This window comes from uncultured Abyssibacter sp. (assembly GCF_964000955.1).
GTDB lineage: Bacteria > Pseudomonadota > Gammaproteobacteria > Nevskiales > OUC007 > Abyssibacter.
The window spans coordinates 1-25,404 of record NZ_CAXFCL010000080.1 but is presented as its reverse complement, the minus strand read 5'-3'; the positions used below and the strand labels follow the sequence as shown (position 1 = coordinate 25,404).

17 protein-coding genes are annotated in these 25,404 nt (G+C 64.7%); 11 read left to right on the top strand and 6 right to left on the bottom strand.

Annotated elements, in window-relative coordinates; genetic code table 11:
* Positions 1–36 precede the first annotated feature (36 nt).
* Positions 37–2,061: a PAS domain-containing protein gene (locus ABNS06_RS03690; protein ID WP_348672639.1), complete on the top strand. Its 2,025-nt coding sequence runs from the start codon at positions 37–39 to the stop codon at positions 2,059–2,061.
* Positions 2,062–2,160: 99 nt separating this feature from the next.
* Positions 2,161–3,807, top strand: a complete 1,647-nt coding sequence (locus tag ABNS06_RS03685; RefSeq protein WP_348672638.1) for a GMC family oxidoreductase N-terminal domain-containing protein — start codon at positions 2,161–2,163, stop codon at positions 3,805–3,807.
* Positions 3,808–3,827: 20 nt separating this feature from the next.
* Here the strand turns inward: ABNS06_RS03685 and ABNS06_RS03680 are convergent, their stop codons facing one another.
* The 3 genes from ABNS06_RS03680 to ABNS06_RS03670 all read right to left on the bottom strand — a co-directional run bounded on the left by ABNS06_RS03680 (position 3,828) and on the right by ABNS06_RS03670 (position 12,565).
* Positions 3,828–4,397 carry a flavodoxin domain-containing protein gene (locus tag ABNS06_RS03680; RefSeq protein WP_348672637.1) on the bottom strand — a complete coding sequence of 190 codons (570 nt, stop codon included), beginning with the start codon at positions 4,395–4,397 and terminating at the stop codon, positions 3,828–3,830.
* 100 nt (positions 4,398–4,497) lie between these two features.
* Entirely contained in the window at positions 4,498–6,843 is a 2,346-nt protein-coding gene (gene pbpC / locus ABNS06_RS03675; protein WP_348672636.1) for a penicillin-binding protein 1C, read from the bottom strand.
* 4 nt (positions 6,844–6,847) lie between these two features.
* Positions 6,848–12,565, bottom strand: a complete 5,718-nt coding sequence (locus tag ABNS06_RS03670) for an MG2 domain-containing protein (RefSeq protein ID WP_348672635.1) — start codon at positions 12,563–12,565, stop codon at positions 6,848–6,850.
* Between the two features lie 200 nt (positions 12,566–12,765).
* Here ABNS06_RS03670 and ABNS06_RS03665 point away from each other — a divergent pair, with 200 nt between their 5' ends.
* On the top strand, positions 12,766–13,371 hold the full coding sequence (locus ABNS06_RS03665) for a LysE family translocator (RefSeq protein ID WP_348672634.1): 606 nt from the start codon (positions 12,766–12,768) through the stop codon (positions 13,369–13,371).
* 14 nt (positions 13,372–13,385) lie between these two features.
* Here the strand turns inward: ABNS06_RS03665 and ABNS06_RS03660 are convergent, their stop codons facing one another.
* Positions 13,386–13,856 (bottom strand): hypothetical protein, encoded by a 471-nt coding sequence (locus tag ABNS06_RS03660; protein WP_348672633.1) that lies wholly within the window; start codon positions 13,854–13,856, stop codon positions 13,386–13,388.
* Positions 13,857–13,988: 132 nt separating this feature from the next.
* Here ABNS06_RS03660 and ABNS06_RS03655 point away from each other — a divergent pair, with 132 nt between their 5' ends.
* Positions 13,989–14,258, top strand: coding sequence for a hypothetical protein (locus ABNS06_RS03655; protein WP_348672632.1), 270 nt, complete (start codon positions 13,989–13,991; stop codon positions 14,256–14,258).
* A gap of 54 nt (positions 14,259–14,312) precedes the next feature.
* Here ABNS06_RS03655 and ABNS06_RS03650 read toward each other — a convergent pair whose 3' ends face one another.
* Complete coding sequence (locus ABNS06_RS03650) at positions 14,313–15,707, bottom strand: dicarboxylate/amino acid:cation symporter (protein WP_348672630.1); 1,395 nt, start codon at positions 15,705–15,707, stop codon at positions 14,313–14,315.
* Between the two features lie 151 nt (positions 15,708–15,858).
* On the opposite strand from ABNS06_RS03650, the gene ABNS06_RS03645 reads away from it, so the two are divergent.
* The 7 genes from ABNS06_RS03645 to ABNS06_RS03615 all read left to right on the top strand — a co-directional run bounded on the left by ABNS06_RS03645 (position 15,859) and on the right by ABNS06_RS03615 (position 24,374).
* Entirely contained in the window at positions 15,859–16,302 is a 444-nt protein-coding gene (locus tag ABNS06_RS03645; RefSeq protein WP_348672629.1) for an OsmC family protein, read from the top strand.
* Positions 16,303–16,340: 38 nt separating this feature from the next.
* Positions 16,341–17,327 carry a zinc-dependent alcohol dehydrogenase family protein gene (locus tag ABNS06_RS03640; protein ID WP_348672628.1) on the top strand — a complete coding sequence of 329 codons (987 nt, stop codon included), beginning with the start codon at positions 16,341–16,343 and terminating at the stop codon, positions 17,325–17,327.
* Positions 17,328–17,379: 52 nt separating this feature from the next.
* Positions 17,380–18,228: an ATP-dependent Clp protease proteolytic subunit gene (locus tag ABNS06_RS03635; RefSeq protein WP_348672627.1), complete on the top strand. Its 849-nt coding sequence runs from the start codon at positions 17,380–17,382 to the stop codon at positions 18,226–18,228.
* A gap of 23 nt (positions 18,229–18,251) precedes the next feature.
* Positions 18,252–20,633, top strand: coding sequence for a phosphoketolase family protein (locus ABNS06_RS03630; RefSeq protein ID WP_348672625.1), 2,382 nt, complete (start codon positions 18,252–18,254; stop codon positions 20,631–20,633).
* Between the two features lie 195 nt (positions 20,634–20,828).
* Positions 20,829–21,476, top strand: coding sequence for a 7-cyano-7-deazaguanine synthase (locus ABNS06_RS03625; RefSeq protein ID WP_348672624.1), 648 nt, complete (start codon positions 20,829–20,831; stop codon positions 21,474–21,476).
* Positions 21,469–22,665, top strand: a complete 1,197-nt coding sequence (locus ABNS06_RS03620) for a DUF6884 domain-containing protein (protein WP_348672623.1) — start codon at positions 21,469–21,471, stop codon at positions 22,663–22,665. Before ABNS06_RS03625 ends, ABNS06_RS03620 begins: the two co-directional genes overlap by 8 nt.
* Positions 22,662–24,374 carry an SIR2 family protein gene (locus ABNS06_RS03615; protein ID WP_348672622.1) on the top strand — a complete coding sequence of 571 codons (1,713 nt, stop codon included), beginning with the start codon at positions 22,662–22,664 and terminating at the stop codon, positions 24,372–24,374. The genes ABNS06_RS03620 and ABNS06_RS03615 overlap by 4 nt, the downstream gene beginning before the upstream one ends.
* Positions 24,375–25,080: 706 nt before the next feature.
* Here ABNS06_RS03615 and ABNS06_RS03610 read toward each other — a convergent pair.
* The coding region (locus ABNS06_RS03610) for an AbrB/MazE/SpoVT family DNA-binding domain-containing protein (protein ID WP_348672621.1) at positions 25,081–25,404 on the bottom strand (324 nt) is incomplete at its 5' end.

Here is a 25,404-nt window from a genome sequence, read left to right as displayed (position 1 = left end):
ACCGTGACGCCGACCAACACCAACGAGCGGAACGCCATGGATCAGAGCGAGCGCCCGGTCGACACTGCCACACTCGACGCCCTGCGTTCGCTGACGACATCCGACGCGAAGCTGGCCACACTGATGAAGGCGACCACGCTGGGCGTCGATCAGCCCATCGCGCTGGCGTCCTTTCTCGACGGGGATCACGAGCGCTGTCTCGCCGCTCATGGATTGCCCGAACTGCCGCGTATGGAACGCAGCGGTTCGTTCTGCGACGCGACCGTCCGCACTGGTGGCTGTCTGGAGATCGAGGACGCGCTCGCCGATCCGCGCTTCCGCCACAACCCGCTGGTGACCGGCCCGGCCCATGTCCGCAGCTGCACGGGCTATCCCCTCGTCACACCGGACGGAGTTCGGATCGGCGCGCTTTGCGTCATGAGCCCCCAACCCGGCCGACTGACCGATCGCGAGAAGGAATTTCTCGCATTGCAGGCGGTGGCGGTGACCATGGCGCTGGACGCGCACCTCAACCAGCTCGCGCTGGAGACCAGCCAGGCCCGTCTCGCCGAGCAGAACTGGCGCCTGGAGTCCACCATCGCCGGGACCAACGCCGGCACCTGGGAGTGGAACGTGCAGACCGGCGAAACCCGGTTCAACGAAACCTGGGCGCAGTTCATCGGCTACCGCCTGGAGGAACTGCAGCCGGTCTCCATCAACACCTGGCTTGAAAACACCCACCCTGAGGATCTGGAACGCTCCGGCGAACTGCTGAACGCGCATTTCGCCGGTGACAGCGAGTTCTACGAGTGCGAGGCGCGGATGCGCCACCGCGACGGCTCTTGGATCTGGGTGCTGGACCGGGGACGCGTACGCACCTGGACCGACCAGGGTGAGCCGGAGTGGATGTACGGCACCCACGAGTTGATCACCGAGCGCAAGCGTCGCGCCGAAGCGCTGGAGCAAAGCGAAGCCCGTCTCAAGCGCGTCAGCGAGGTGGCCGGCATCGGTGGCTGGGAACTGGATTGCCGGTCCGGCGAGATGACCTGGTCCGACATGACCTACATGATTCACGGCCTGCCGATCGGCCAGATCCCAGCCGTGCAGGAAGCCATCGAGTTCTACGCGCCCGAAGCGCGGGAGACCATCCAGAACGCACTGACCGTCTGCATCGAGACGGGCGCGCCTTACGACCTGGAGCTGCCGTTCATCCGCGCGGACGGCAGCCGCATCTGGGTCCGCGCCGTGGGTCAGGCCGACCGCGCCGATGGCGAGACGCTCCGTGTCACCGGCTCCTTCCAGGACATCACCGAATCCTACGAACTGCGGCTGCAACTCTCGCAGGAACGGCAGCGCCTGCTCGAACACGCCCGGGCGCTGGAGCAGCAGCAGCGGGAACTGGAGATCAGCAACACCAGCCTGGAGAACTTCGCCTACGTCGCCAGCCATGACCTGAGTTCGCCCTTGCAGAACATGAAGAGCTTCTCCGAGCTGCTCATCCGCGATCTGGGCCCGAATCTGGACGGCCGGCGCGAGCAGTACGTCAAGTTCCTGCTGCAATCGATGGATCGCATGCAGTCGCGGATCGAAGGCCTGCTGTCGCTGTCCCGGGCCCGGCGAGCGACGCTCGATCTGCAACGGGTGAATCTCGGCGAGTTGATCGAGCGCGTACGCGGCGACCTGTCGCACCGGATCGAGGCGCTGGACGCGACGCTGGACTACGGCGATCTGCCCGACGCCGTCTGCGACGCGACGCTGATGGAACAGGTGATCCAGAACCTGATCGAGAACAGCCTGCGCTACCGCGGCCAGCACCCGCCCCTCATCCGCATCCACGGCAGCCGGGATGGCGATTCGGTTTCCCTGGCCTTCGCGGACAACGGCGTCGGCTTCAAACCCCAGCACAGCGATCGCATCTTCCGGATGTTCGAACGGCTCTCCAGCGATTCGGAAGGCTCCGGCATCGGCCTGGCGATCTCGCGCCTGATTCTCGAACGCCACCACGGCACCATTAACTGCACGGCCGAGCCCGGCAACGGCGCCACGTTCACGCTGAGCTGGCCAGCGAAGCCGAGGCACTGACGCCGCGATCGTCCACTTCCGGAACCCGATCCCGGTTGATCACGCCCCGGACCTTGCGCGATGCTCCCCACCGACTCTGGAGGAGCAGGACATAAAGCCATGGCCACCAGCCGGGCGCGGGGACTGGATGGGGACTACGACTATGTGATCGTCGGTGCCGGTACGGCCGGCTGCATCGTCGCCAACCGGCTTTCGGCCGACCCCGACAAGCGTGTGCTGCTGCTCGAAGGCGGTGGCCGCGACAACTGGATCTGGTTCCACATCCCGGTCGGCTACCTGTTCGCGATCGGAAATCCGCGCTCCGACTGGATGTTCCGCACCGAGGCCGAACCGGGCCTGAACGGCCGCTCGCTGGGCTATCCCCGCGGCAAGGTGCTGGGCGGGTCCTCGGCAATCAACGCGATGATCTCCATGCGCGGCCAGGCCGAGGACTATCGTCAATGGCGTCGCATGGGCCTGGAGGGCTGGGACTGGGACGACGTGCTGCCGGTGTTCCGCAAATTCGAGGATCACTTTCTCGGCGACAGCGAGCACCACGGCATCGGCGGTGAATGGCGCATCGAGGCCCCGCGCATCCAGTGGGAGATTCTCGACGCCGTCGGCGAGGCCGCCGAACAGATGGGCGTGCCGCGTATTCCCGACTTCAACACCGGCGACAACGAAGGCTGCAGCTACTTTCACGTCAACCAGCGCAAGGGCTGGCGCTGGTCGGCGGCCCGAGGCTTTCTCAAACCGGTGATGAACCGTCCGAACCTGCGGGTCGAGACCGACGTGCTGGTCGAGCAGCTGCTGTTCGAAGGCCATCGCGCCCGCGGCCTGCGTTGCTCGCGGGCAGGCGAAACCTTCACCGTCAACGCCGGCTGCGAGGTCATTCTCTGCGCCGGTTCCATCGGCTCCACCCAGTTGCTGCAACGCTCCGGCGTCGGTCCGCGCGACTGGCTGGGCGAGCTGGGCATTCCCGTGGTCGCCGACCGGCCGGGCGTCGGCCGCAACCTGCAGGACCACCTGCAACAGCGGGCGATCTACCGGGTCAGCGGCGTCAAGACGCTGAACATGACCTACCGCTCCTGGCTCGGGCGCGCCGGCATGGGGCTGGAATATCTGCTGTTCCGGCGCGGCCCGCTGACCATGGCGCCATCCCAGCTCGGCCTGTTCACCCGCTCCGACCCGTCACAGTCACGCGCCAACCTCCAGTTTCACGTCCAGCCGCTGTCGCTGGACAAGTTCGGTGACCCACTACACGACTTCCCGGCGATCACCGTGGCGCCCTGCAACCTCCGCCCCACGTCACGGGGCACGATCCGCATCCGCTCCACCGACCCGCGCGAGCCGCCGCGCATCGCACCGAACTACCTCGACACCGAGGAGGACCGCCGCGTGGCTTCCGACGCCATCCGCGCCACCCGCCGGCTGATGGCGCAGCCCGCTCTCGCACGCTTCCGACCCGAGGAGTATCTACCCGGCCCCGCGACCGGGGACGACAATGCATCACTGGCAAAGGCCGCCGGCGACATCGGCACCACGATCTTTCACCCGGTGGGAACGGCGAGAATGGGGCTGCGCGACGATCCACAGGCCGTGGTCGACAACCGCCTGCGCGTGATCGGAGTCGACGGCCTGCGGGTCATCGATGCCTCGGTGATGCCGACCATCACCTCGGGCAACACCAACACGCCGACGGCCATGATCGCGGAGAAGGGCGCGGCCTGCGTGCGCGAGGATGCGAAGGCCGGGAAAACCGGCTGACCGCCCCGCGGCCGGTGCCGCTACCCGCCGTCGTCCACCCCGCCATCACCCGGCGTGGTATCAGCGATCATCATCCAGTCGACGATGCGGTCCGCCTGACTCCAGTCCGTGTACTCGAACTCGCGGCGGGTGTCGGTGTCACCACCGGCGCGGGCGACGATGCGGCGCATGACCCAGCGAATGAAGACGTTGTAACGCGGATACTTGACCGCACCGGCGAGGTAGTCAGTCTTTCGCGGGTGCCATCCGGTCGTGTCCAGAAACGCCGCCGTCAGTGTCTGCACCGCCTGGTGGCCGGCCGCCGCCGACCAGGCCGCGCTGACCGACAGGAACATCGCGCAGCGATGCGCGTTGAGCGCATCCCGGTGCTCGGCGATGAACCGGCGGATCGCGCCCGGATAGCGTTCGACATAAACCGGCGCGGCCACCACAACGACGTCAAAGTCCGCCAGGTCCGGTACGCCGACCCGCGACTGCGCGCTGAAGGTCTCGACCGTCGCACCGAACGACCGAGCACGTGCCTCCATGTAGCCGATGATCTTTTCGGTCTGCCCGTACTTCGACGCATAGACGATCAGGATTGAGGCCATGGCGACTCCAGGCTGGAGCGGACGAAGCAATCCGCAGGACGCTCAGCTTGCGATGCCGCGCCTCGGCAGGTCTTGACCTGGATCAAGCCGACGGATGCGATCAGCGCAGCGCCACGGAACCGGCGCCCGAGACCGACTCCACGGCAATCCACACCGCGTCCGCCCGCCCTCGCGTATCGACCACGCGCAGCCGATGGCGCCCGGTTCGTGGCGACCATTGCAGCGGCTGACCCGGCGCCACGCTGCCGAGATACCCATCATCGGCGAACCAGTGCAGCCGCCCGGCGTCGGCATCGGCGGTGGCCAGCAAGGCAATCTCGCGCTGCCCGGCCGTGAGCACCTGGGTCACGCGGGGGTCGGGCGAACGGATCTCCGGCGGCGAGCCGGCCATGTCCATGCAGTCGCAACCCGGTGCCGGCGGCGGCGCGCGATAGGCCATGCCGGCCTGACGGAACAACGCGGCCAGATCGCTGGGCCAGAACGCGAACACCTCCATCCGCGTCTCTGGCGGCATGTGCAGGCACACGCGCTGTCCGGTCTCGCGGTCGACCGGGACCGCCCGGTAGATCGAGTTCACCCGGATCGGCGATACGCCCGGGATGAACCAGCTCCGGTCCCGACTGGGGCAGTGCTCGCCGGGCAGATCACCGGTCATCGCGCAGACTTCGACCTGCCGCACGTTGATCAGCCCGGGCGGGATGCCCTGCGGGGAAAAGGCATCGGCATCCCGAGCGGCCAGCGCCCGCACGATGCGGAAGAACAGCGGCGCGGCCGCCTGCCGTCCGACAAAGGCCGGGTTGCTGCGCCCCTCGAAATCACCGACCCAGACCGCCAGCACGTAGGGCCCGGCAATGCCGATCGACCATGCGTCGCGAAACGCGTAGGACGTGCCGGTCTTCCAGTACACCGGGTAGTCCGGCGCCCGATCGCCGGCGGCGAGGCGGTCCACCGGCGGGTTGTGACGCAGCATCTCCAGCGTCAGGAACGCCGCCTCCGGCGTCATCAGCGCGCGCGTGGCCGGCGGCGGCGCGTCGGCCCGCCACACCGGCTCCGCCCAGTCGCCGAGATTCGCGAGCGTGGCGTACAGCGACACCAGCTCGGCCATGGTCAGCTCATGGCCGCCCAGGGCCAGCGCGAGGCCGTAGTGCTCCGGGGACCGGAGGTTTCGCACCCCGGCGTCGTCCAGCAGACGCCACAGCGCATCGTCATGCAGGCGCAGCAGCAGATCGACGGCCGGCACGTTGCGCGACTGGATCAGCGCGTCGCGGGCCAGCATCGGCCCGCGAAACCGGGCGTCGCTGTTCTCCGGGGTGTACAGACCGAAACGGCGCGGCGCGTCCTTGAGCAGGCTCATCGGATGGATCAGACCCTGCTGTTGCGCCAGCGCGTAAATGAACGGCTTGAGTGTCGAGCCCGGCGAGCGCGGCGCCAGCGCGCCGTTGACCTGCCCGTGCAGCGCATCGTCGAAATAATCCGCCGACCCGACCATCGCGACGATCTCGCGCGTCCGCCAGTTCATCAGCAGCGCGCTGGCATTGGTCATGCCGATCGAGCGATGCGCGGCAACGTGGCCATCGACCTGACGTTCCACCAGGGTCTGCAAATCCAGGTCCAGCGACGTGCGCAGGGTCCGGGCGGACTCGCCCCGCAACCGCAGCGCATCGACAAAATGCGGCGCGCGAAACGGCAGCTCGCCGGCTCCGCTCACGGCCATCCGCAACCGCAGATCGTCGGCGCCCGGCGCCGTCCCGGGATCGGCCGCGGTCCAGGCCGCCCACAACCGCCGGCGCGCGGCATCGACCTCGCGCCAGCCATCCGCCCGCGTCGGCACGCGGGCACCGGGATTCTGCGGAATCACCGCCAGCGTCATCGCCTCCACCGGGCTCAGCCGCGCAGCCGGCTTGCCGAAATAGATGCGGCTCGCCGCGCCGATGCCCTCGATGTTGCCGCCGTAGGGCGCAAGGTTCAGATAGGCCTCAAGAATGGCGCGCTTGTCGTGATGCAGTTCCAGCCGCAGCGCCCGCGCCATCTGCACCAGCTTGCCCAGCGGGCGCGTGGTGTCGATGCCGTCGCGCAGCCGAACGAGCTGCATGGTGATGGTCGACGCGCCGCGCACGCGGCCACCGCGCGCCATGTCCCAGATCGCGTGACCCAGCGCGAACGGATTGACGCCCGGATGCCGGAAATACCAGCGGTCCTCGTACAGTGTCGTCGCCTCGACCACCGCCGGTGCGATCTCATCCAGCGGCGTGTACAGGCGATAGCGATCATCCGGCGCCAGCGTCAGTCGCAGCAACCGACCATTCCGATCCAGATACGCCGTCGAAAACCCGGAACCGGGATAAAGCGATGGAGCGGGCAGCAACCACAGCAGCCCGACCGCAAGCAGACCCGCCGCCGCGACCACCGCGCCGCAGGCCAGCAGAGGTTTTGCGAACCGCGACATCGGTTTACCGCCCGGCGATCCCGACCCGCCCCGCCGCCGTGCTGCCATGCACGTCACGCCGATACATCGACTGCGCCGATGCCGGCGGCACGACGAACTCACCAACCGCGGTGGGTCGCGCGCGGTAGACCAGTTCGGTGACGCCGCCATCCACCGGACCGAACCACAGCACGCGGTCCTCGCGCACCTCGACATGGCCCTGCTGCCAGGCCTCCAGCGAATCGACGTCGACCTCGAAACCGGCCGGCAGCAAATCGATGACCGCGACGTGCTGATGCAGCGCGCCATCCGTCGAGCGCAGGCGCAGGCGGACCCGCAGATCCTCGCCGACCCGAGGGCGGGCCGCGACATCCTCATCCGGCGCGAGGAACTCGCGGGTGATCTCCAGCCCGTCGGCGCGGGCGGCATCCGGCAACCCGGCATCAAAACCCGCCTGGCGCAGCGCGTAGTAGGCGGTGGCATCGCTGGTCAGACGCACGGCCGGGGCATCGGCCGGCAACGACGTCGCGGCGCCGGGCTCCAGCGGCAAGGCGGTCGCCGCGCCCGATGCATTCAGCACCTCGGCCCGAACCGGTTCGCCGCCGGCCGACTCGCCGACCGCGTGCAGCGCCATCACCGCGAAGGCCGCGCTGTAGCTGTTGTAGCCCTGGTTCAGCACCGGCGTCAGCAGGTGCTTCAGATCATCCGCATCCACCTCGGCCCGCAGGTCGGGGGCGTGACGCGAAACAACATCGATGAACTGCGCGTCCTGCGCGAGCACCGAGTCGTAGGGCCCGGGCTGATCCAGCGATTGGCGACCGAGCCGGTAACCTCGCAGCAGGCGCTCGGCCTCGGGCGTGCTCTGCAACAGCGCCAGCGCGCCGGCCAGCCAAACCGCGGTGACATCGCCGCGCCAGAGGCTGTCATCCTGCCGACCCAGCCACTGCTGCAAATCCAGCACCTGGTTGCCGGTGACCTCGCCGCCGCGTGTCAGCAGGTAGATCGCGTAGGCACGCCGCCGGGCATCAGCCAGGGTGTCGACCGGCGTGTTCGCCCGCCGGCGCAGATAGGACTGCCCGCGCGACAGCAAACCCTGGGCATCGCCCGGCAAGCGGCCGGCATCCAGGGCATCCCGCAGGAAATGCAGCGCATGCAGGCTGGCATCCACATCGCTGCCCGACCCGCCAGGCCACAGCGAGAACCCGCCGTCATTCTGCTGGCGCAGGCGCAGCGCCGCGACCAGCGTGTCGACACGGTCGGCCGAACCGGCCACCAGGCTGGGCCAGGCGGCGCTGACGAGCTGCTCGGTGCAACTGAACGGGTACCCGGCCAGGAAGTCGACCAGGCCGTCGGCCAGCAGCACCGGACTGTGACTGGCGCGCAGCGACGCGGAGGCATGCACCGGCAACAGATCGCGCGGCATCTCCAGCCGGTGCGTCCCGGCGTCGATGTTGCCCAGCGTCACGTTGTCCGCATAGGCCACGGCGGGGCGCACCGACAGTGTCGCCGTCCGGGTCTGACTGACATCGCCGAGCGTGGCGTGGAATTGCAGCGATGCGCTGCCGAAGGACGGCAACGCGCGCACGCGGAATCGGGCATTGCCCTCGCGGTTCTCGCCGATGGTCAGCGTCGTGCTCGACTCGCCAACGATCTCCAGCTGCTCGCCGGGCTCCAGCGTCAGACCGATCTGCGCCTGTGCGCCCGAGCCGGCCACGCCATTGCTGACGCCGACGACCACCTCGAACTCGTCACCCGGCGCGGCCATGGTCGGCAGGTTCGGGGTGACGACAATCGGCGCGCGCACGGTCACGGACTCGCTGTCCGCGCCCATCGCCGAATCGCTGACCGCCACCGCCATGACGCGAAGCTGGCCGTTGAAGTGATCCGGTACGACATAGCGCGCCGTGCGCGGCTGCGGTCCGGCATCCACCACACCCAGCCAGTACACCGCCGGCGCATCGGTCTTGCGCGCGAAGGGGTTGAGGTTGCGCAGCAGCGCCGCCTTGGCCGCGTCGCCGCCACCAACCCCCGCGATCTGCTTCAGCAACCGGAACTCGGGCAGCAGCAGGTCGACGGTCTGCAAGGTCTCGACCTCCAGCGCCCGCTTGCGCAGGAAGTGATCCAGCGGCGCCGGGGTGTCGTAGCCGGCGACCTGGAGAATCCCCTCGTCGACCGCGAACACCGCCATCCGCGCCGGCTCCTCCGCGGCGTACTCGATCTCCAGCGTCTCGCCCGGCCGCATGCGCTCGACCACGTCCAGCGACACCGGCAGCGTCCGGCGCGATCGGCCGACCGTGATCGGCGCGACGGCGTAGGACAGCGGCGCGGTGTAGATGTCCGGCGCGTCCAGCGCGCGCACGAAAGCGACGTTCACATAGGCCGAACCGTCCAGATCCTCCGGCACGCGGATGCGCTGCACGCTGGCCGGTGTCTCCGACCGGAACCAGCGCCATGCGACGACATGATCGGTCTCGATGGTGATCAGCCCGGCGCCGGCGAAGGGCGCGACCATCGCCAGCTCGATGCTGTCGCCCGGCGCGTAGTCACTGCGATCCAGCGACAGCTCCAGTTCCGAACCCCGCTCCAGACCGGCGGACAAATCGCCCGACCCGGCGACGAAATACTCGACCCTGGCGCGGACCAGCCCGGTCGGATCGACGAACTCGACGACGTAATCCCCAGCCGTATCGGTCGTCAGCGCGTAGTCGAGACCGGAGGTCGGCAGCGGTGCCTCGACCGGCTCGCCCACCGGCACCAGCTGCGGCAGCGACTGATAGCGATATCGGCCGTCGCTGCCGCGCACCAGCGAGGATTGCTGCACCCGCTGCATCCGCCGCGCGACCAGCTTGGGCATGGCCCGCGGCTGCTCGTCCACGCCCAGCGCCACCAGCCGCACCGCAGCCGCGCTGCCCTGGCGCAGGTAGGACAAATCGCCATCCGCCTTCCAGCCAACCACGGCGTCCAGCGGCGACAACATCACCGAATCGCTCGCTGACACGCCGCGGCCGCCAGCCTCCTCGTAGCCTTCGACCTGGGTGGTCACCCGGTAGATGCCTGCCGCGTAGCGCGCGAGGTTGAGCGTGAACTGCGCCAGCCCGTCGGCATTGGTCCGCGCGTCGGGCAAGTCGATGGTCTCGGAGCGGAAGCTGTCCTCGTCACGCAGCGGATCGATGAACCGATAGCCCGGGTAGTCGTCGAAGCGCAGCAGCGCCGGTTGCACGATAGCCTTGGCCGACACCGCGCGATCCTCCGCCGGCGTGCCGAACAGGTTGTCCACGTTGACGTCCAGGCGCAGATCGCCGGGCGCCAGCCAGGCCCGGCCTTCCGCACCCGCGATGCGGGCACGAACCTTGAGCCGGTCCGGCTGGAATTCCTGGACCTGGAAGCCGCCGTTGCCAATCACCTCGCGGCGCTCGCCGTCGCGCCCGCGGATCAGCGCGACATTGACTCCGTAGCGGCCGGTCTCGCTCTGCGGCAGGGTCGGAATGTCCAGCGCGTCGAAGCCGGCCGGGTCCAGCGTGACGCGGCGCTCGAAGAACGGTCGCCCGCTCGGATCGGTGACGCTGATCTCCAGCGGCAGATCGGGTGCCGGAGCAAAATCGCGGCGCTTAACGATGTAGGCCAGATGCACGGTTTCGCCGGGCCGGTACAGGCCGCGGTCGGTGAACGGAAAGGCCGACAGGCCATCCGGGTTGCCGTAGCGCGTGTACTCGCCACCGACATCGAAGCGCGAGTAGTTCAGACCGCGATCACGGCGCTGGTAGGGGATGAACGCGACATCCGAACCCGAGCGCACGACGAAGACGGTGGGCTCGCGCTCCTCGCCCAGACCGGACAGATCGCCGAAGGTGGCATGCCCGGCGCCGTCGGTCCGCCGCCTTGCGACCGCGACACCGTTGAGCCCCAGCAACGCGACCTCGGCGCCGCCCACCGGCCGCCCGTCACCCACGTCCATCACGAACAGCTCACGGCCGCCGTCGGAACCCGTGGTCTTGACCAGCAAACCCAGGTCCGACAGCAGCACCAGACGCTGCTCGCCGACACCAACCGGCCGATTGCCGGCGGCATCCCAGCCTTCCACGCTGACAAAGAACAGCCCCAGCGGCTGACCGGCCGTGAAATCGGACAAATCGATGCTGGCGTACTTCGCCTCGCGATCGCCGCCGGGGGCCAACGGAATCACGGTCCGCTCGCGTTCGGTGAGGTTGTCCCGGTCGAAGTTCCAGCTGGTGAAATCCGGCCGACTCAGCTCACCGCGGGTCTGCGACACCAGATGATGCAGATCGCGGTTGCTGACGCGGCCCACCTCGACACGCAGCGCCGAGACGCCGCGCGAGACGAACGACAGCCGCCGGTCGCCGCTGCGCGCGAGCAGGCCGCCATCGCCGATCAACCGGGCCTCCCGCGGATAATTCCGCGCCGACACCACTGCCTCGATGGCCTCACCCGTTGTCAGGCCGCTGGCCGCCTCCAGTCCGGGACGCACACGCAGGTACAGCTCGCGGTCGTCCGGTGTCTCGAAGCGCAGGCTTTGCGTGGTCTGGACCGGCCGCTCACCGGGGGTGAACGTCACCTCCAGACGCCGCGCCATGTCCCGCGCGGCCGGGCTCAGCGCGCCGACCGTACGCCAGCGGTTGTAGGCGCGCGCCGCCTCGGGCGTCCCATCGGCCACGGGCCTGCCTTCGCGGTCCCGGCGCGGCAGCAGGTAGACCTCCAGCCGATCCCGCAGCGCGGCCATGTCCACCGCCTCGGTGAATTCCAGGATCAGGGTCTGGAACGGCGTGTCGGATTCATCACGGACGATCGCGGTCTCGGCATCGTCCAGCCGGAACGCGTGACTCGCGCTGGGCACAACGATGCCGACGGTGCCGGATTCGGCTGTCTTCGCACCACCCGCGGTCGTGCTCAGGCCGGCATCCAGCGTGACCTCCAGCGTCGTGTCCTGGGGCGGCAACTCGATGGGCTCGGAGCGCAGGAACGCGATGCGCCGGAACTCGTCGTAGCTCAGCACCACCGGAATGTCGCCGCCGCCAACGCCTTCGCTGCCGGCCTGCCAGTGCAGACGCAGTTTCGACTTCAGGCTGTCGGAATCGACCGGATGCGAGAACTCGATCCGCGCGCTGGCAAAGCGCAGCCGCGGATCGGATGCGTCGGCACCGAACTCCAGGTTGGCCAGTGACGCGGAAAACGCCGGCGTGCGCATGGGCAGCCGATCGGATTGCAGCCGCGCGCCCTCCGCCAGCGCCGCCCGGCCCACACGAATTTCGTAGTCCGTATCGGCCGGCCAGGCGGCCTCCGGCTCGAACCGCAGGGTGCGCTCTCCCGCCCAGCGCCAGGTGCCCGGCAGCGCCGGATGCAGCGAGACAGCCGCCCCGGCCTCACCGCCGATGCGCTCCAGCGGCGCCGGCGAGGCCGGCGGCGTCACCCCGGTGGGCGCATCGCTGGCCGGCCGGTAGGTGAAGGTAATGGTCAGCGGCTGCGGAACCGGCGGGCTGCCGCCCTCGGGCACCGCCGCAACCGGCGGCGGGGTGACCTCGGCCAGCCAGACCGCCGGCTGCGGAAGCTGACGAACAATGATCCACGCCACGCCGGCTGCAACGACGGCGAGCCCGGCCAACACCGCCAGCCAACGCATCGCCCTGCGATGTCGGGCGTCCAGCCGCCCCGCCCAGGCCGGCGGCTGATAGCGGATTTCGCCGATCAAACGGGCGAACGGACGGCGGCGGGGTGACGTGTCGGACATGGGCAACCAACGCGAAAGGCGTTCCCGCATTGTGCATGGGTTGGGGTGTGGCGTCTGGCCGCAACCGGCCCGATTCGTTCCCACCCGATTCCCGCCCGGCATCCGACGAGGCAAGCGAGGCTGGCGAGTCGCTCCGTGTCGTGCAATTCGCCAGGGGATCGCGGACCATACGCGCCCGCTCACCACCACCGTCACCGCCCGTGGAATCCAGCCGCCTGCTCGCGTTCTGCGGAAGTTTTTTCCTGATCGCCTTGAGCCCCGGGCTTTGCATGACGCTGGCGATGTCGCTGGGCATCAGCGTGGGCGTGCGGCGCACACTGTGGATGATGCTGGGGGAGCTGGCCGGCATCGCGCTGGTGGGCGCCGCGGCAATGGCCGGAGTCGCCGCCGTGTTGCTCGGCTCGCCGCGGGTTTTCACCGCGTTCAAGATCGTCGGCGCGGCCTATCTGCTGTGGTCGGCCTGGAGCACCTGGAATGCACCGGTGAAGGCGCTGGACGCGAACCTGCGCGCAACGCGCTCAGGGCTTTGCGCCCAAGGCTTCGTCACCGCCGTCGCCAACCCCAAGGCCTGGGCCTTCATGATGGCGCTGCTGCCGCCATTCATCGATCCGACCTCGCCCCTGGCGCCGCAGATGGCGGTGCTGCTGGGGTTGATGATCGGCATCGAGTTCGTCTGCCTGCTGATCTACGCGCAGGGCGGTCGCAGCCTTAGCGACCTGCTGCTGCGCCGGAACAAGGCGCAGTGGCTCAACCACGTCGCGGCGCTGCTGATGGTGGGCGTGGCGATGTGGCTGCTGCTCGGGTAAGTCGCCCGCGAGCGTCAGAGGTCGGCAAGCATCCCGATGTCGCGCACCAGCAGGCGCTTCAGGTGCTCCTGCTGGTCGGCGAGATTGGTGAAGACCTCGGAGGCCTCGGGTAGATCCGCCTCTCGGGCAAGCTCCCGGCAGATGTCGATCAGATAGTCGTCCAGCGCCAGCGCCAGCTCCTCCACAGCCTCCACCGACCCGGGTTCGGCATCCGCGCGCTGGTCCAGAAAAGCCCGGAAATCCGGCGTCAGCGCCAGATTGATCCAGACCTCGAGCACATGCGGGCTCGCGGTGCCCAGATAGCGCTGCATCTCGGTATCCAGCCGCGACTGGTGGTCGGCCAGATACGCCAGTGCCATCCGGATGCGCCCTGACTCCGGCCCGTCTCCGGCCTGCGCCCGCCCCAGCTTGCGGAAGTGCTCGGCGGCCAGATGGTGAAACTGCCGCAGCTCCTTCACGAGATCACCAACCGTGCGCGTGGTCATGAACCGATACCTCAATGAACCCGTTGCTGACTTTAGTTCACCATGCCGGCCGGGCGTTGACCTGGATCAACGTGATCGTTCCGCGGCAGGCGCAGCATGCGGCTTACCGTCATTGCCAACGTGGAGGTTGCCATGTCCCGAGTATCCCAGGCCGTTCACAACGATGTTCAGATGCTGGAAATGCTGCGCGATGAACTGCGCGTGCAGGCGCATCTGATGCAGGCCGAAATCAAGGAGCACTTCGAGAAGCTGGAAGCCGATCTGGAACACGTGAGCAGCCGCGTCAAGGCGGCGGCCAAGGCCGGCGCGGAAAGCGAGCAGAACACCGAAGCGGGTCTTGAGCTGACGCTGGAGTCGATCAAGACCGGCATGAAGCGCGTGTCGGACGCCCTGCGCTCCTGACATCCGGACCGCGGGCGGGCGATGCCCGGACAGCGCCGCTGATACGGCGCTGTCCTAGCTGGTGATCACCACGTCCGCATCGTCCCTTCGCCGGATCGCCTCGACTGCGCGTTCCTGACGCTGCTCGTCATGTCGCGACCGTGATCCGCCCAGCCAGCGATCCATGACCGTACAAGCGGCCAGATCGCCGCTGACGTTGAGCACGGTGCGGAAGCGTTCCAGCAGCTGATCGACGCCCAGGATCAGGCCCAGCCCGGCCACCGGCACACCGACGCTGGTCAGCACGCTGGCGAGCACGACAATGCCGACACCCGGCGTCGCCGGCGTGCCAATGGACGCGCCCAGCGCCGTGACCACCAGACCGACCAGCGCGGCCAGCGGCAGGTCCATGCCGTAGACCTGCGCCATGAAGACCGTCGCCATGCCCTGGTACAGCGCGGTGCCGCCCATGTTCACCGTCGCCCCGATCGGAATCACGAACTGGGCGATGGAGCTGCGCACGTGCAGCTTGTCCTCAGCGACCCGGATGGTGATCGGCATCGTGGCCGCCGAGCTGTTGGTGGAGAACGCCAGCAACTGCGCCTCGCCGCTCTTGGCCAGAAAGCGTCCCGGCTGGCGATCCCCCAGCACCCAGACAATCAACGCGTAAAGGCCGAACAGACAGGCCAGCCCCAGCAACACCGCGCCGACATAGGCGCTCAGACCGATGAGCACCTCGGGCCCGGTGGACGCCATCTGCCGCGCCAGCAACCCGAATGCGGCCAGCGGCGCCAGCCGCATCGCCCAGCCGACCACCGTCATGCAAAGCGCCTGCAACGAGCCGAGTACTTCCAGCATCGGCTTGGCGGTGGACGCCGGCACGCTGATCAACGCGAGGCCGATCAGCACCGCGAACAGCACCACCTGCAACATCTCGCCATCGGTCATCGAGCCCAGCGGGTTGGTCGGGAACAGCGACACGAGTTGTGACGGAATGGCGCCGAGATCGACCGACCCGTCGCCCTGCGTTTCGCTGACCACGACCTCCGCGGTGCCGGCCGGGGCCTCGACCAGCTCACCCGGCTTCAACAGCAACCCGAGCCCGATGCCCAGGGAACTGGCGATCACCGTGGTGACGACGAAATACACCACCAGCCAGATGCCGCCCCGCTTGAGCTGCTCCGGATCGGCGGTCGACGCGATGCCACGCACGATCGCGGTGAGCACCAGCGGCACGACGATGGTCTGAATCAGCGCCAGGAAGACCAGCCCCGGCAACGCCAGCCATTCGCCAAGCAGATGCGCCGTCTGCGGCTCGAACCAGCCCACCGACGGGCCGATCAGAATGCCCACGGCCACGCCCAGCGCCATGCCCACCAGCACCTGAGCCCACAGGTGGGTACGCACCAGCCCCTGGAGGCGATCGGCCAGATGCTTGAGATTGCGGGGATGAAGCTGTGCCTGATTCATGAGTGCGGCGGGTGCGATCCGGGGCCGCAAGTGTATGCCCGCGGCAGGCACGGTAAAGCCCCGATCCAGGCCCGGCTTCCGGTTGACATGGGTCAACACCGGCGGGGCATGCCGTTGCTAGCGTGCAATCAGAGATTCTTGAGGTCATTGCATGCAGCCCTTCCCACATCACTATCAGGCGAGAGCCGCCGGCAACCACGATGGCGTGATCCGGGTCGAGGGGCCCGGCCTGCCGGACATCGCGACCACCGCCCCGCCGGAGTTCGGCGGCCCGGAGGGTCACTGGTCGCCGGAGTCGCTGCTGGTCGCGTCGGTGGCCGACTGTTTCATCCTCTCCTTCCGTGCCGTGGCGCGGGCCTCCAAGCTGGACTGGGAGGAATTGAGTTGCGATGTGGAAGCCGTGCTCGAACGCCCCGACGGGGTCTCGCGCTTCACTCGCATGACGCTGGCGCCACGCCTTACCATCAGATCACCGGATGATGAGGACAAGGCGCATCGCTGCCTGGAACGCACCGAGCGTGCCTGCCTGATCACCAACTCGCTGACGGCCGACATCACGCTCAAGCCGCAGATCGACGTGGCGGAAAGCGCCTGACGCACAGGCCGCGACAGCACAATCTCGCAGGAGGTCGCATGCGCGCGATGGTGCTTGATGCGGCGGGCCAACCGCTGCGCCTGGACGACAACCGGCCCCGGCCGACGCCCGGCCGCGGACAACTGCTGATCCGCGTGCATGCCTGCGGTGTCTGCCGCACCGACCTGCACGTGGTCGACGGCGAGCTCACCGAACCGCATCTGCCGCTGGTCCCCGGCCACGAAATCGTCGGCACGGTCGAGGCGGTGGGCGAGGATGTGACCGATCACGCGATCGGCCAGCGTGTCGGCGTGCCGTGGCTGGGCTGGACCTGCGGCGAATGCGACCACTGCCGCGGTGGCCGGGAAAACCTTTGCGACCGCGCCCGCTTCACCGGCTACCAGATCGATGGCGGCTACGCCGAATACACCGTGGCCGACGCCCGGTTCTGCTTTCCGATTCCCGACGGGTTCAGCGACGAGGCCGCCGCCCCGCTGCTCTGCGCCGGGCTCATCGGCTACCGCGCCTGGCGCCTGGCCGGCGAAGCGCCGCGACTGGGCCTCTACGGCTTCGGCGCGGCGGCGCATATCGCCATCCAGGTCGCCCGCTTTCACGACCAGGCCGTTTACGCCTTCACCCGCGCCGGCGACCGCGAGGGGCAGGCCTTTGCCCGAAACCTGGGCGCGGTGTGGGCCGGCGATTCCGACCAGTTGCCACCGGAGCCGCTGGACGCCGCGATCCTGTTCGCGCCGGTGGGCGCGCTGGTGCCCGCGGCGCTCAAGGCAACCCGCAAGGGCGGCGTCGTGGTCTGCGCCGGCATCCACATGAGCGACATTCCGAGCTTTCCCTACAAGCTGTTGTGGGGTGAACGTGTCGTCCGCTCGGTCGCCAATCTCACGCGCCGGGACGGCGAGGAATTTCTCGCGCTGGCGGCGAAGATTCCGGTGCGCACGACCACCACCGGCTATGCGCTGGACCGCGCGAACGAGGCGCTGACCAACCTGCGCGAAGGCCGTGTCGAGGGCGCGGCCGTCCTGACCCTGTAACCCGCGGCCGGCACACTCGGCCTTCGATCACCCCACCGGAGTTTCACCCGCGATGGATTTGGACATCGGCCAGCTTTTCTGGGTTTTCATCATCGTGACCATGCTCCAGCCGCTGCTGCAGCAGCGGATTCAGAACGCCGCCCGCGCGCGCCAGATCGGCCGCATCGAACAGGAGCGCGGCTCGCGGGTGATCCTGCTCGCCCACCGCCAGGAAACGCTGGGCTTTCTCGGCTTTCCAATGCTGCGCTACATCGACGTCAACGATGCCGAACAGGTGATCCGCGCGATCAAGCTCACCGACCCGGCCACGCCCATCGACATCGTGTTGCACACGCCGGGCGGGCTGGTGCTGGCGTCCTTGCAAATCGCCCGCGCCATCGCGCGGCATCCCGGCAAGGTCACCGCGATCATTCCGCATTACGCGATGTCCGGCGGCACGCTGATCGCGCTGGCCGCCGACGAAATCGTCATGAGCGAACACGCGGTGCTAGGCCCCGTCGATCCGCAGATCGGCCAGTACCCGGCCGCGTCGATCCTGCGCGCGGTGGCCCGCAAGCCGGCCGGCGAGGTCGACGACGAGACGCTGATCTACGCCGATCAGGCCGAGATGGCGATCCGACAGCTGCGCGGCGCCCTCACCGAACTGCTGGGCGAGCGCTGCGACGCGAAAACCAGCGAGGCGCTGGCCGCGCAGCTTTCCGAAGGCCGCTACACCCACGACTACGCCATCACCCCGACCGAGGCCAAGGCCATGGGGCTGAACGTGAGCACCGACATTCCGCATTCGATTCTCGACCTGATGGCGATGTACCCGCACCCGGTCAAGCGCATGCCCAGCGTGGAATACCGCCCGGGCCCGCGGCGCGTGCCGGCCAGCCGCCCCGCCTCCGACGACCACTGACGCCAACGGCGCAAGGAGCCACGATGACCACCGACACGCCAGCCACCGGACCCGACGACGCCGAACTCGCGCGCCTGGACGCGTGGTGGCGGGCCGCCAACTACCTGGCGGCCGGGATGATCTACCTGCGCGCCAACCCGTTGCTGCGCGAGCCGCTGCGCCGCGAGCACATCAAGGACCGGCTGCTCGGCCACTGGGGCACCAGCCCCGGGCTGGCATTCATGTACGCCCACCTCAACCGGCTGATCCGCACGCATGATCTCGACGCCATCTTCCTGGCCGGGCCGGGCCATGGCGCACCGGGCGTGCTCGGGCCGGTGTACCTGGAAGGCACGTATTCGGAGGTCTACCCCAACGTCAGCGAAGACGCCGAGGGCATGCGCCGGCTGTTCAAGCAGTTCTCCTTCCCCGGCGGCATCGGCAGCCACTGCACGCCGGAAACGCCCGGCTCCATCCACGAGGGCGGCGAACTGGGCTACAGCCTGTCGCATGCCTTCGGCGCGGCCTTCGATAACCCGGACCTGCTAGTCGCCGTGGCCGTCGGTGATGGCGAGGCCGAGACCGGACCGCTGGCCACCGCCTGGCATTCCAACAAGTTCCTGCACCCGATCCGCGACGGCGCGGTGCTGCCGATCCTGCATCTCAACGGCTACAAGATCGACAACCCCACGGTGCTGTCGCGCATCCCGGAAGCCGAACTCGAGCAGTTGCTGCGCGGCTACGGCTGGCAGCCACACATCGTCGCCGGCGACGACCCGATGACCATGCACCGCGACATGGCCGCCACGCTGGAGCACTGCCTGCGAAAGATCCGCGCCATCCAGCACAAGGCACGCAAGAGCGGCCACGCCGAGCGCGCGCACTGGCCGATGATCGTGCTGCGCAGCCCCAAGGGCTGGACCGGCCCGGACTTGGTCGGCGGACAGCATGTCGCCGGCACCTGGCGCGCGCATCAGGTACCGATCAAGGATCTGGACGCCCATCCCGAGCGACTGGTGCAGCTCGAAGACTGGCTGCGCAGCTACCGCCCCGACGAGTTGTTCGACGCCGACGGCCGGCTGATCCCCGAACTGCGCGCGCTGGGGCCGGAGGGCGATCGCCGCATGAGCGCCAACCCGCACGCCAACGGCGGGCTGCTGCGCCGGCCGTTGCGCCTGCCGGACTTTCGCGACTACGCCCAGCCCGTGCCCGACCCGGCCGGCAGCGAGGCCTACAACACCCGGCCGCTGGGCCAGATGCTGCGCGACGTGATGGCGCGCAACCAGGACAACTTCCGCGTGTTCGGCCCGGACGAGAACACCTCCAACAAGCTCGATGCGATCTACGCCGTCAGCAAGAAACTGTGGCTGGCCGAATCACGACCCGAGGATGCCGAAGGCGGCGAGCTGTCGCCGGACGGCCGGGTCATGGAAATGCTCTCCGAGCACACGCTGGAAGGCTGGTACGAAGGCTATGTGCTCACCGGCCGGCACGGCTTCTTCTCGACCTACGAAGCCTTCGTCCACGTCATCGACTCCATGTACAACCAGCACGCCAAGTGGCTGGCCATCGCCGATTCCATCCCGTGGCGCGCGCCGATCTCGTCACTGAACCTGCTGATCACCTCCACCGTGTGGCGCCAGGACCACAACGGCTTCACCCATCAGGACCCCGGCTTTCTCGACGTGGTCGTCAACAAGAACCCGCAGGTCACGCGCATCTACCTGCCGCCGGACGTCAACACCCTGCTCTCCGTCGCCAACCACTGCCTGCGCAGCCGCAACGACATCAACGTCATCGTCGCCGACAAGCAGTCACATTTGCAGTACCTGGACATGGACGCCGCCATCCGCCACTGCACCAAGGGCCTGGGCATCTGGGACTGGGCGAGCAACGACCAGGGCGCCGAGCCGGACGTCGTCATGGTCGGCTGCGGCGACATCCCGACCCAGGAGGCCCTGGCCGCCACCGCGCTGCTGCGCGAACAATTCGACGACCTGCGCATCCGCTTCATCAACGTCGTCGACCTGTTCCGCCTGCAACCCGCCGGCGAACACCCCCACGGCCTATCCGATCGCGACTTCGACAGCCTGTTTACCCGCGACAAGCCCATCATCTTCAACTTCCACGGCTACCCGTGGCTCATCCACCGGCTCACCTACCGCCGCACCAACCACAACAACCTGCACGTTCGCGGCTACAAGGAAAAAGGCAACATCAACACCCCGCTGGAACTCGCCATCAACAACGAAATCGACCGCTTCAGCCTCGCCATCGACGTCATCGACCGCGTGCCGCGCCTGCAAACCCGTGGCGCCCATGCCAAGGAACGTCTGCGAGACATGCAGATCGATTGCCGGCGGTATGCTTACGAGCATGGGGTGGATGCGCCGGAGATTCGGCAGTGGCGGTGGCCGCATGGGTGAGATGGTCGCGGCGTGATTAGGCACTCCCGATCGCGAACCAGAAAAATTAGATATTCAGAGTTCAAGGGCGTAACGTCTGAGAATGCATCAGGTTGGTCTTAGTTTTCCTATGACGCTGAACCATATCAACATAGGCCCTTCACAAGGCCTGCAACCAGCGCCGCTACATCCAAGAACACCCGCCGAAGGCTCGTTATGAAACGTATTCTTGTAATGCACAGTGGGGGGTTAGACTCAACAACTTTGCTGCACCTCGCCAAGAGTCAAGGGCACCAGGTTGTTAGTCTCGGTATTGACTACCGGCAGACGCACGCGATCGAACATTTATTTGCCCAGAAGCAAGCCGATCGCCTTGGAATCGAACGAAACTTGATCTCTGTCGCGTGGAAAAAACCTGTTCGCGAAATACCAGTAGGGCGCGATACAAATGAAATCGGCAAGGAAGTCTCGAAAGCCTTTCTGCCGGGGCGAAATGTCGTTCTTATCTCGTTAGCTCTAGCACATGGAGCCGGCTGGGGAGCAGACGAGGTCTGGACTGGAATCAATGCAGTAAATTTCTCTGGATATCCGGATTGCACGCCTGCATTCCTACAAAGTTACCAAACAATGATGTCTGAGGCCGCACCCAATGCACCTTCATTAAAGGCACCTTTGCTGCATATGTCAAAGCCAGAAATCGCCAAGCTAGCGAAGTCGCTCGGAATTAACTCTGGTGACACATGGAGCTGCTACCGACCACAAACCTCTATGCAGGGGTCGATAACACCATGTGGGCAATGCGACGCTTGCGTCCTTCACCGATTCGCATGGGCCAATTTAGAGCCCCCGACTACAAATGTCTGATATTGCGCTGATTTCCTGCGTAAAAACCAAGGCGCCAGTTACCACGCGCACACTCGAACTTTATCGCTCCCCTTTGTTTCGTAAGTCCCTGCTTCATGCACTTCGCAGACGTTTCAACCTATATGTTCTCTCGGCGGAGCATGGGATACTGGCTCCCGAGAACATCGTCACCCCCTATGAAAAGACTCTGAAAGAAATGAGTGCGGACCAAACCAGAGTTTGGGCAGCAAAAGTAGGTATTGAGTTGAGGCGGCTGGTTCGGGCGAAGGATACGATCCATTTATACGCCGGAAAGACCTATTCACGCCCTTTACTACCCGAACTAATGGACATCGGTTGTCGCGTTAACTTTCCTATTAGCGGCTCGCTAGGCCAGCGTCTAGCGCATCTCAAAAACGAAAATAGAGAAGATCTTCTCTGGAGCCAATTAGCGGAATTCAAGAAAATTACCCGCCGATTAACGAAAGGCACGAACCAAGGAATCCGACTAAAAGATTTAATTTCTAATAAGCTCGAACTGCCAAGACGGGGGATATATATATTTGTCGACCCCACCGAACCTGACCAAAGTCACCTTGGCGGAAGAATCACAAGGATAGGGACCCATGCGATAAGTGCAGCCGCTAAATCCACTCTGATCAATCGTTTGAGAACTCATCTTGGCCCTCGCTCAGGAATCGGCAGTCATCGCTCTTCTATATTCCGACTTCATACGGGCAATGCATTTAAAATATCAGATCCTGACAGATGGACAATCGAGAGTTGGGCTATTGGCAGCACCGCGCCCAAGAGAATTCGGGAGAAAGAAGCACCTTTGGAGAACGCTGTTAGCGAATATATCGGTGCTCATTTGGTCTACTGGCTTGATATTGACGACAGCCCAAGCCCCATAAGTGATCGCGCTTTTCTTGAATCGAATATTATTGGCCTACTTTCTTCCGCTCAGATTCTTCAGCCGACTGCCTCCGCAAGCTGGCTTGGAACTCAAAGTCAAGAGTACCGAATTGCACTTTCCGGACTCTGGAATCTAGATCACTTGTTTGTACAACCGCATGATAAATTTATACAAATATACCAACGTCACGTCGATGCAACACTCAAGGGAAGACCGCTAGGCGCCCTTGCCCCAACGTCATGGCGCTCTGAAATGAAAAATAAAGCACCCGACAAACAACTAGAATTACTATGACCCTCAAACAAGCAAGCTTCTGCAAGAATGCCAATGACTTGATGGAGAATCATGCTAGGGCGATCGTCCACCTTCGGGGCCAGATTTATCGTGACCCCAAACGCGTGGGTCTAATTCTAGGCGCAGGCGTCAGTCAAGGAATCAAGTCAAATCATTCAACAGATAAACTGCCAAGCTGGCATGACCTGATCTCAGCCATCGCACAACATCCCGACGTCAAAAATGAGGCGTTGCTAATATCACTTGGCGCTCACAAGCAACCGGACGGGACGCTCTGTTTAAAGAACATGCGACGTTCGCTATCCTCAGCAGCGCAAATGCTCGCCCAAGCGTTCAAAACCAAGGCCACACGGCACGGGAAAAGTGAAGGGGCAAAAGGAATTCTCGCGACGCGGAGTGCCAACACGAAGTGGATGGGCGTCGTCCATCAATGCCTTTACGGCACGTTTCAAAACGAAGAAAGTTACGAATCAGCCATTAGTCAACACCCCTATCTTTCTTCACTCGGGAAGTTAATTCGCCAAATCCCTCTTACAATCAACTTCAATTTTGATGATGCCCTCGAGAGATTGTTATTCCAACTTAGAGACCCCAAGGAAAAAGATACAAGCAGAGGCTATCAAACCATATGGGAGCCCAATTCGTTGACCTCCAAAGACACGGCTGTCATCTACCACCCCAATGGAGTTCTTCCTTATATATTCACCGATGGACCAAGCCCCGAAATCGTACTTTCGGACGACGCTTTCCACGATCAAATTTCAAATATCGCAAGCGGCCGCAGCCCGTTATTGACAAACTACCTTCACATAAACACTTGTCTTTTAATCGGCCTCTCGCTTGACGACATATCCCTCCAACAAACATTAAGACAAAATGCGGTCAGTCACCCCGGGCATATTCATTATGTCATCCACTTCATGCAATCCGAAACGGACTGCGAACAAGAAGTTCGAGAGGCAATATTCAACTCGAATTTTGAATGTTTTGGGCTGTATACTTTTTTTGTCGACGATGGCGGAATTCGAGATTTAATAGACTTAATATCTCTGGACCAAGACGGATTCAAGAGAACGTATGGGGCACACACTCTTAAGTATGTATATTATATCGTAGGGTCGGTGGGCGTTGGAAAAACCTCCGCCATTAAACACCTTCAGAGCTTAAAAACGTATGACGAATGGATAGATAGAAGGTTGCCTGAACTAGCCAAACCAGAAGACACCATTGATCCGAACAAGAAGAAAGAGATAGATAGATGGCTTCCAACCCAGTTCTTCAAAAAGAACTATCAAATTTCCGAAGCCAAAGAATTTTTGCATTTAGTCGATCGGTGCCCTCTTGACCCCCTCACATTTGGCTTGCCAGAAGAACGCCTAGAAAAAGCGAAAAATCTACACAGCACAATAACTCAATCCAATAACGCAGTTGAGTGTGGGCACATCATCTTGCTTACATGCGGAATTGATGAACTCAGGCATAGAAAAAGCCGCAAACACAAGCATGACTGGAACACTGCGCACATACAGGAACTGGCTGATCGTATCGAGGAAGTTTATGGAGCGATAAATAAAACCAGCATACCCACCGACGGCCGCAGCCCAGAATCTGTTTCCAAGGAAGTGGCCCGAACTATCTTTCTATCCGATTACAATCCTGTGGATATAGGCGCCACTTTGGAAAAGTATTCCGCGGGAACATTAAAGTGATTTATTTTGCCGCCCCTCTTTTCTCACCTATCGAACGCCAATTTAACTCCAACTTGGCGAAAAGACTCCACGCATTTGATCAAGTGTTCCTCCCCCAACGTGACGGACTGTTAGTTACTGAACTGGTCCGTTCCGGCGTTTCGGTATCGGATGCGGAGCAAGAAGTATTCCGACGGGATACTCGCGCTATCCACGAATGCGTTCTTTTAGTGGCTGTACTTGACGGTGCCGTCGTTGATGCGGGAGTGGCCTTTGAAATCGGGGCTGCCTTTTCACGAGATATCCCTTGTGTGGGGCTTCAAACTGACAGCAGGCGCCAACTCCCCACCGGAAACAACCCAATGATTTCCCAAGCGCTGCTCGAATTATTTCATTCGGAGGAGGAACTTGTATATTGGTGCCGAGAGTATCTCACCTCTTCGGGTGATAGAAGTCGCTGGGGAAAGCGGGTCGATTTAGACCTCTCAGAGACAGGCAGGGCATAAAGCCCTTCTTCTTCCAAAAGTCGACAACGAAATGATAGTCGCTCTAAAAACCGCCGTCACAAAGCGCGCCATTCGGGGACAGACCACGGTTTTGGAATGTCTCCTATGAGCTGAGTGCACACGCTAACTACTGCAAACTTGGAGGTCTGCTTCTGGACGCTTGCCGCCCTTCAGAAACGTACAGTTTTAGTAGCTTGCGCAGAAAACGCATGTCCTGACAACTAGTTGCTGAAGACCGGAACAGAGAATTCAAAGTCTGCGGTTCGCGATGCGAGCTGAGCCGGATCGAATTCACTGGGTGCGGCCCGCCTTTTCGATTTGACCAACCCGAACCCGCTGGTCAACTCATCGGCTGGCGTGCTGACCAACCTTATCTCTACTTGATCACCAACAACCTGGAAGGTCACCCGTGATCCCGGCCGGATACCCAGTTGCTGCCGTACTTCCTTGGGGATCGTGACTCGACTGTTGCTCGTCACAAACGACTGCTTCATGGCTGCCGCACAAAGTAGAACGTTTGGTAAGTATCGTGCGCTGAACCAAAG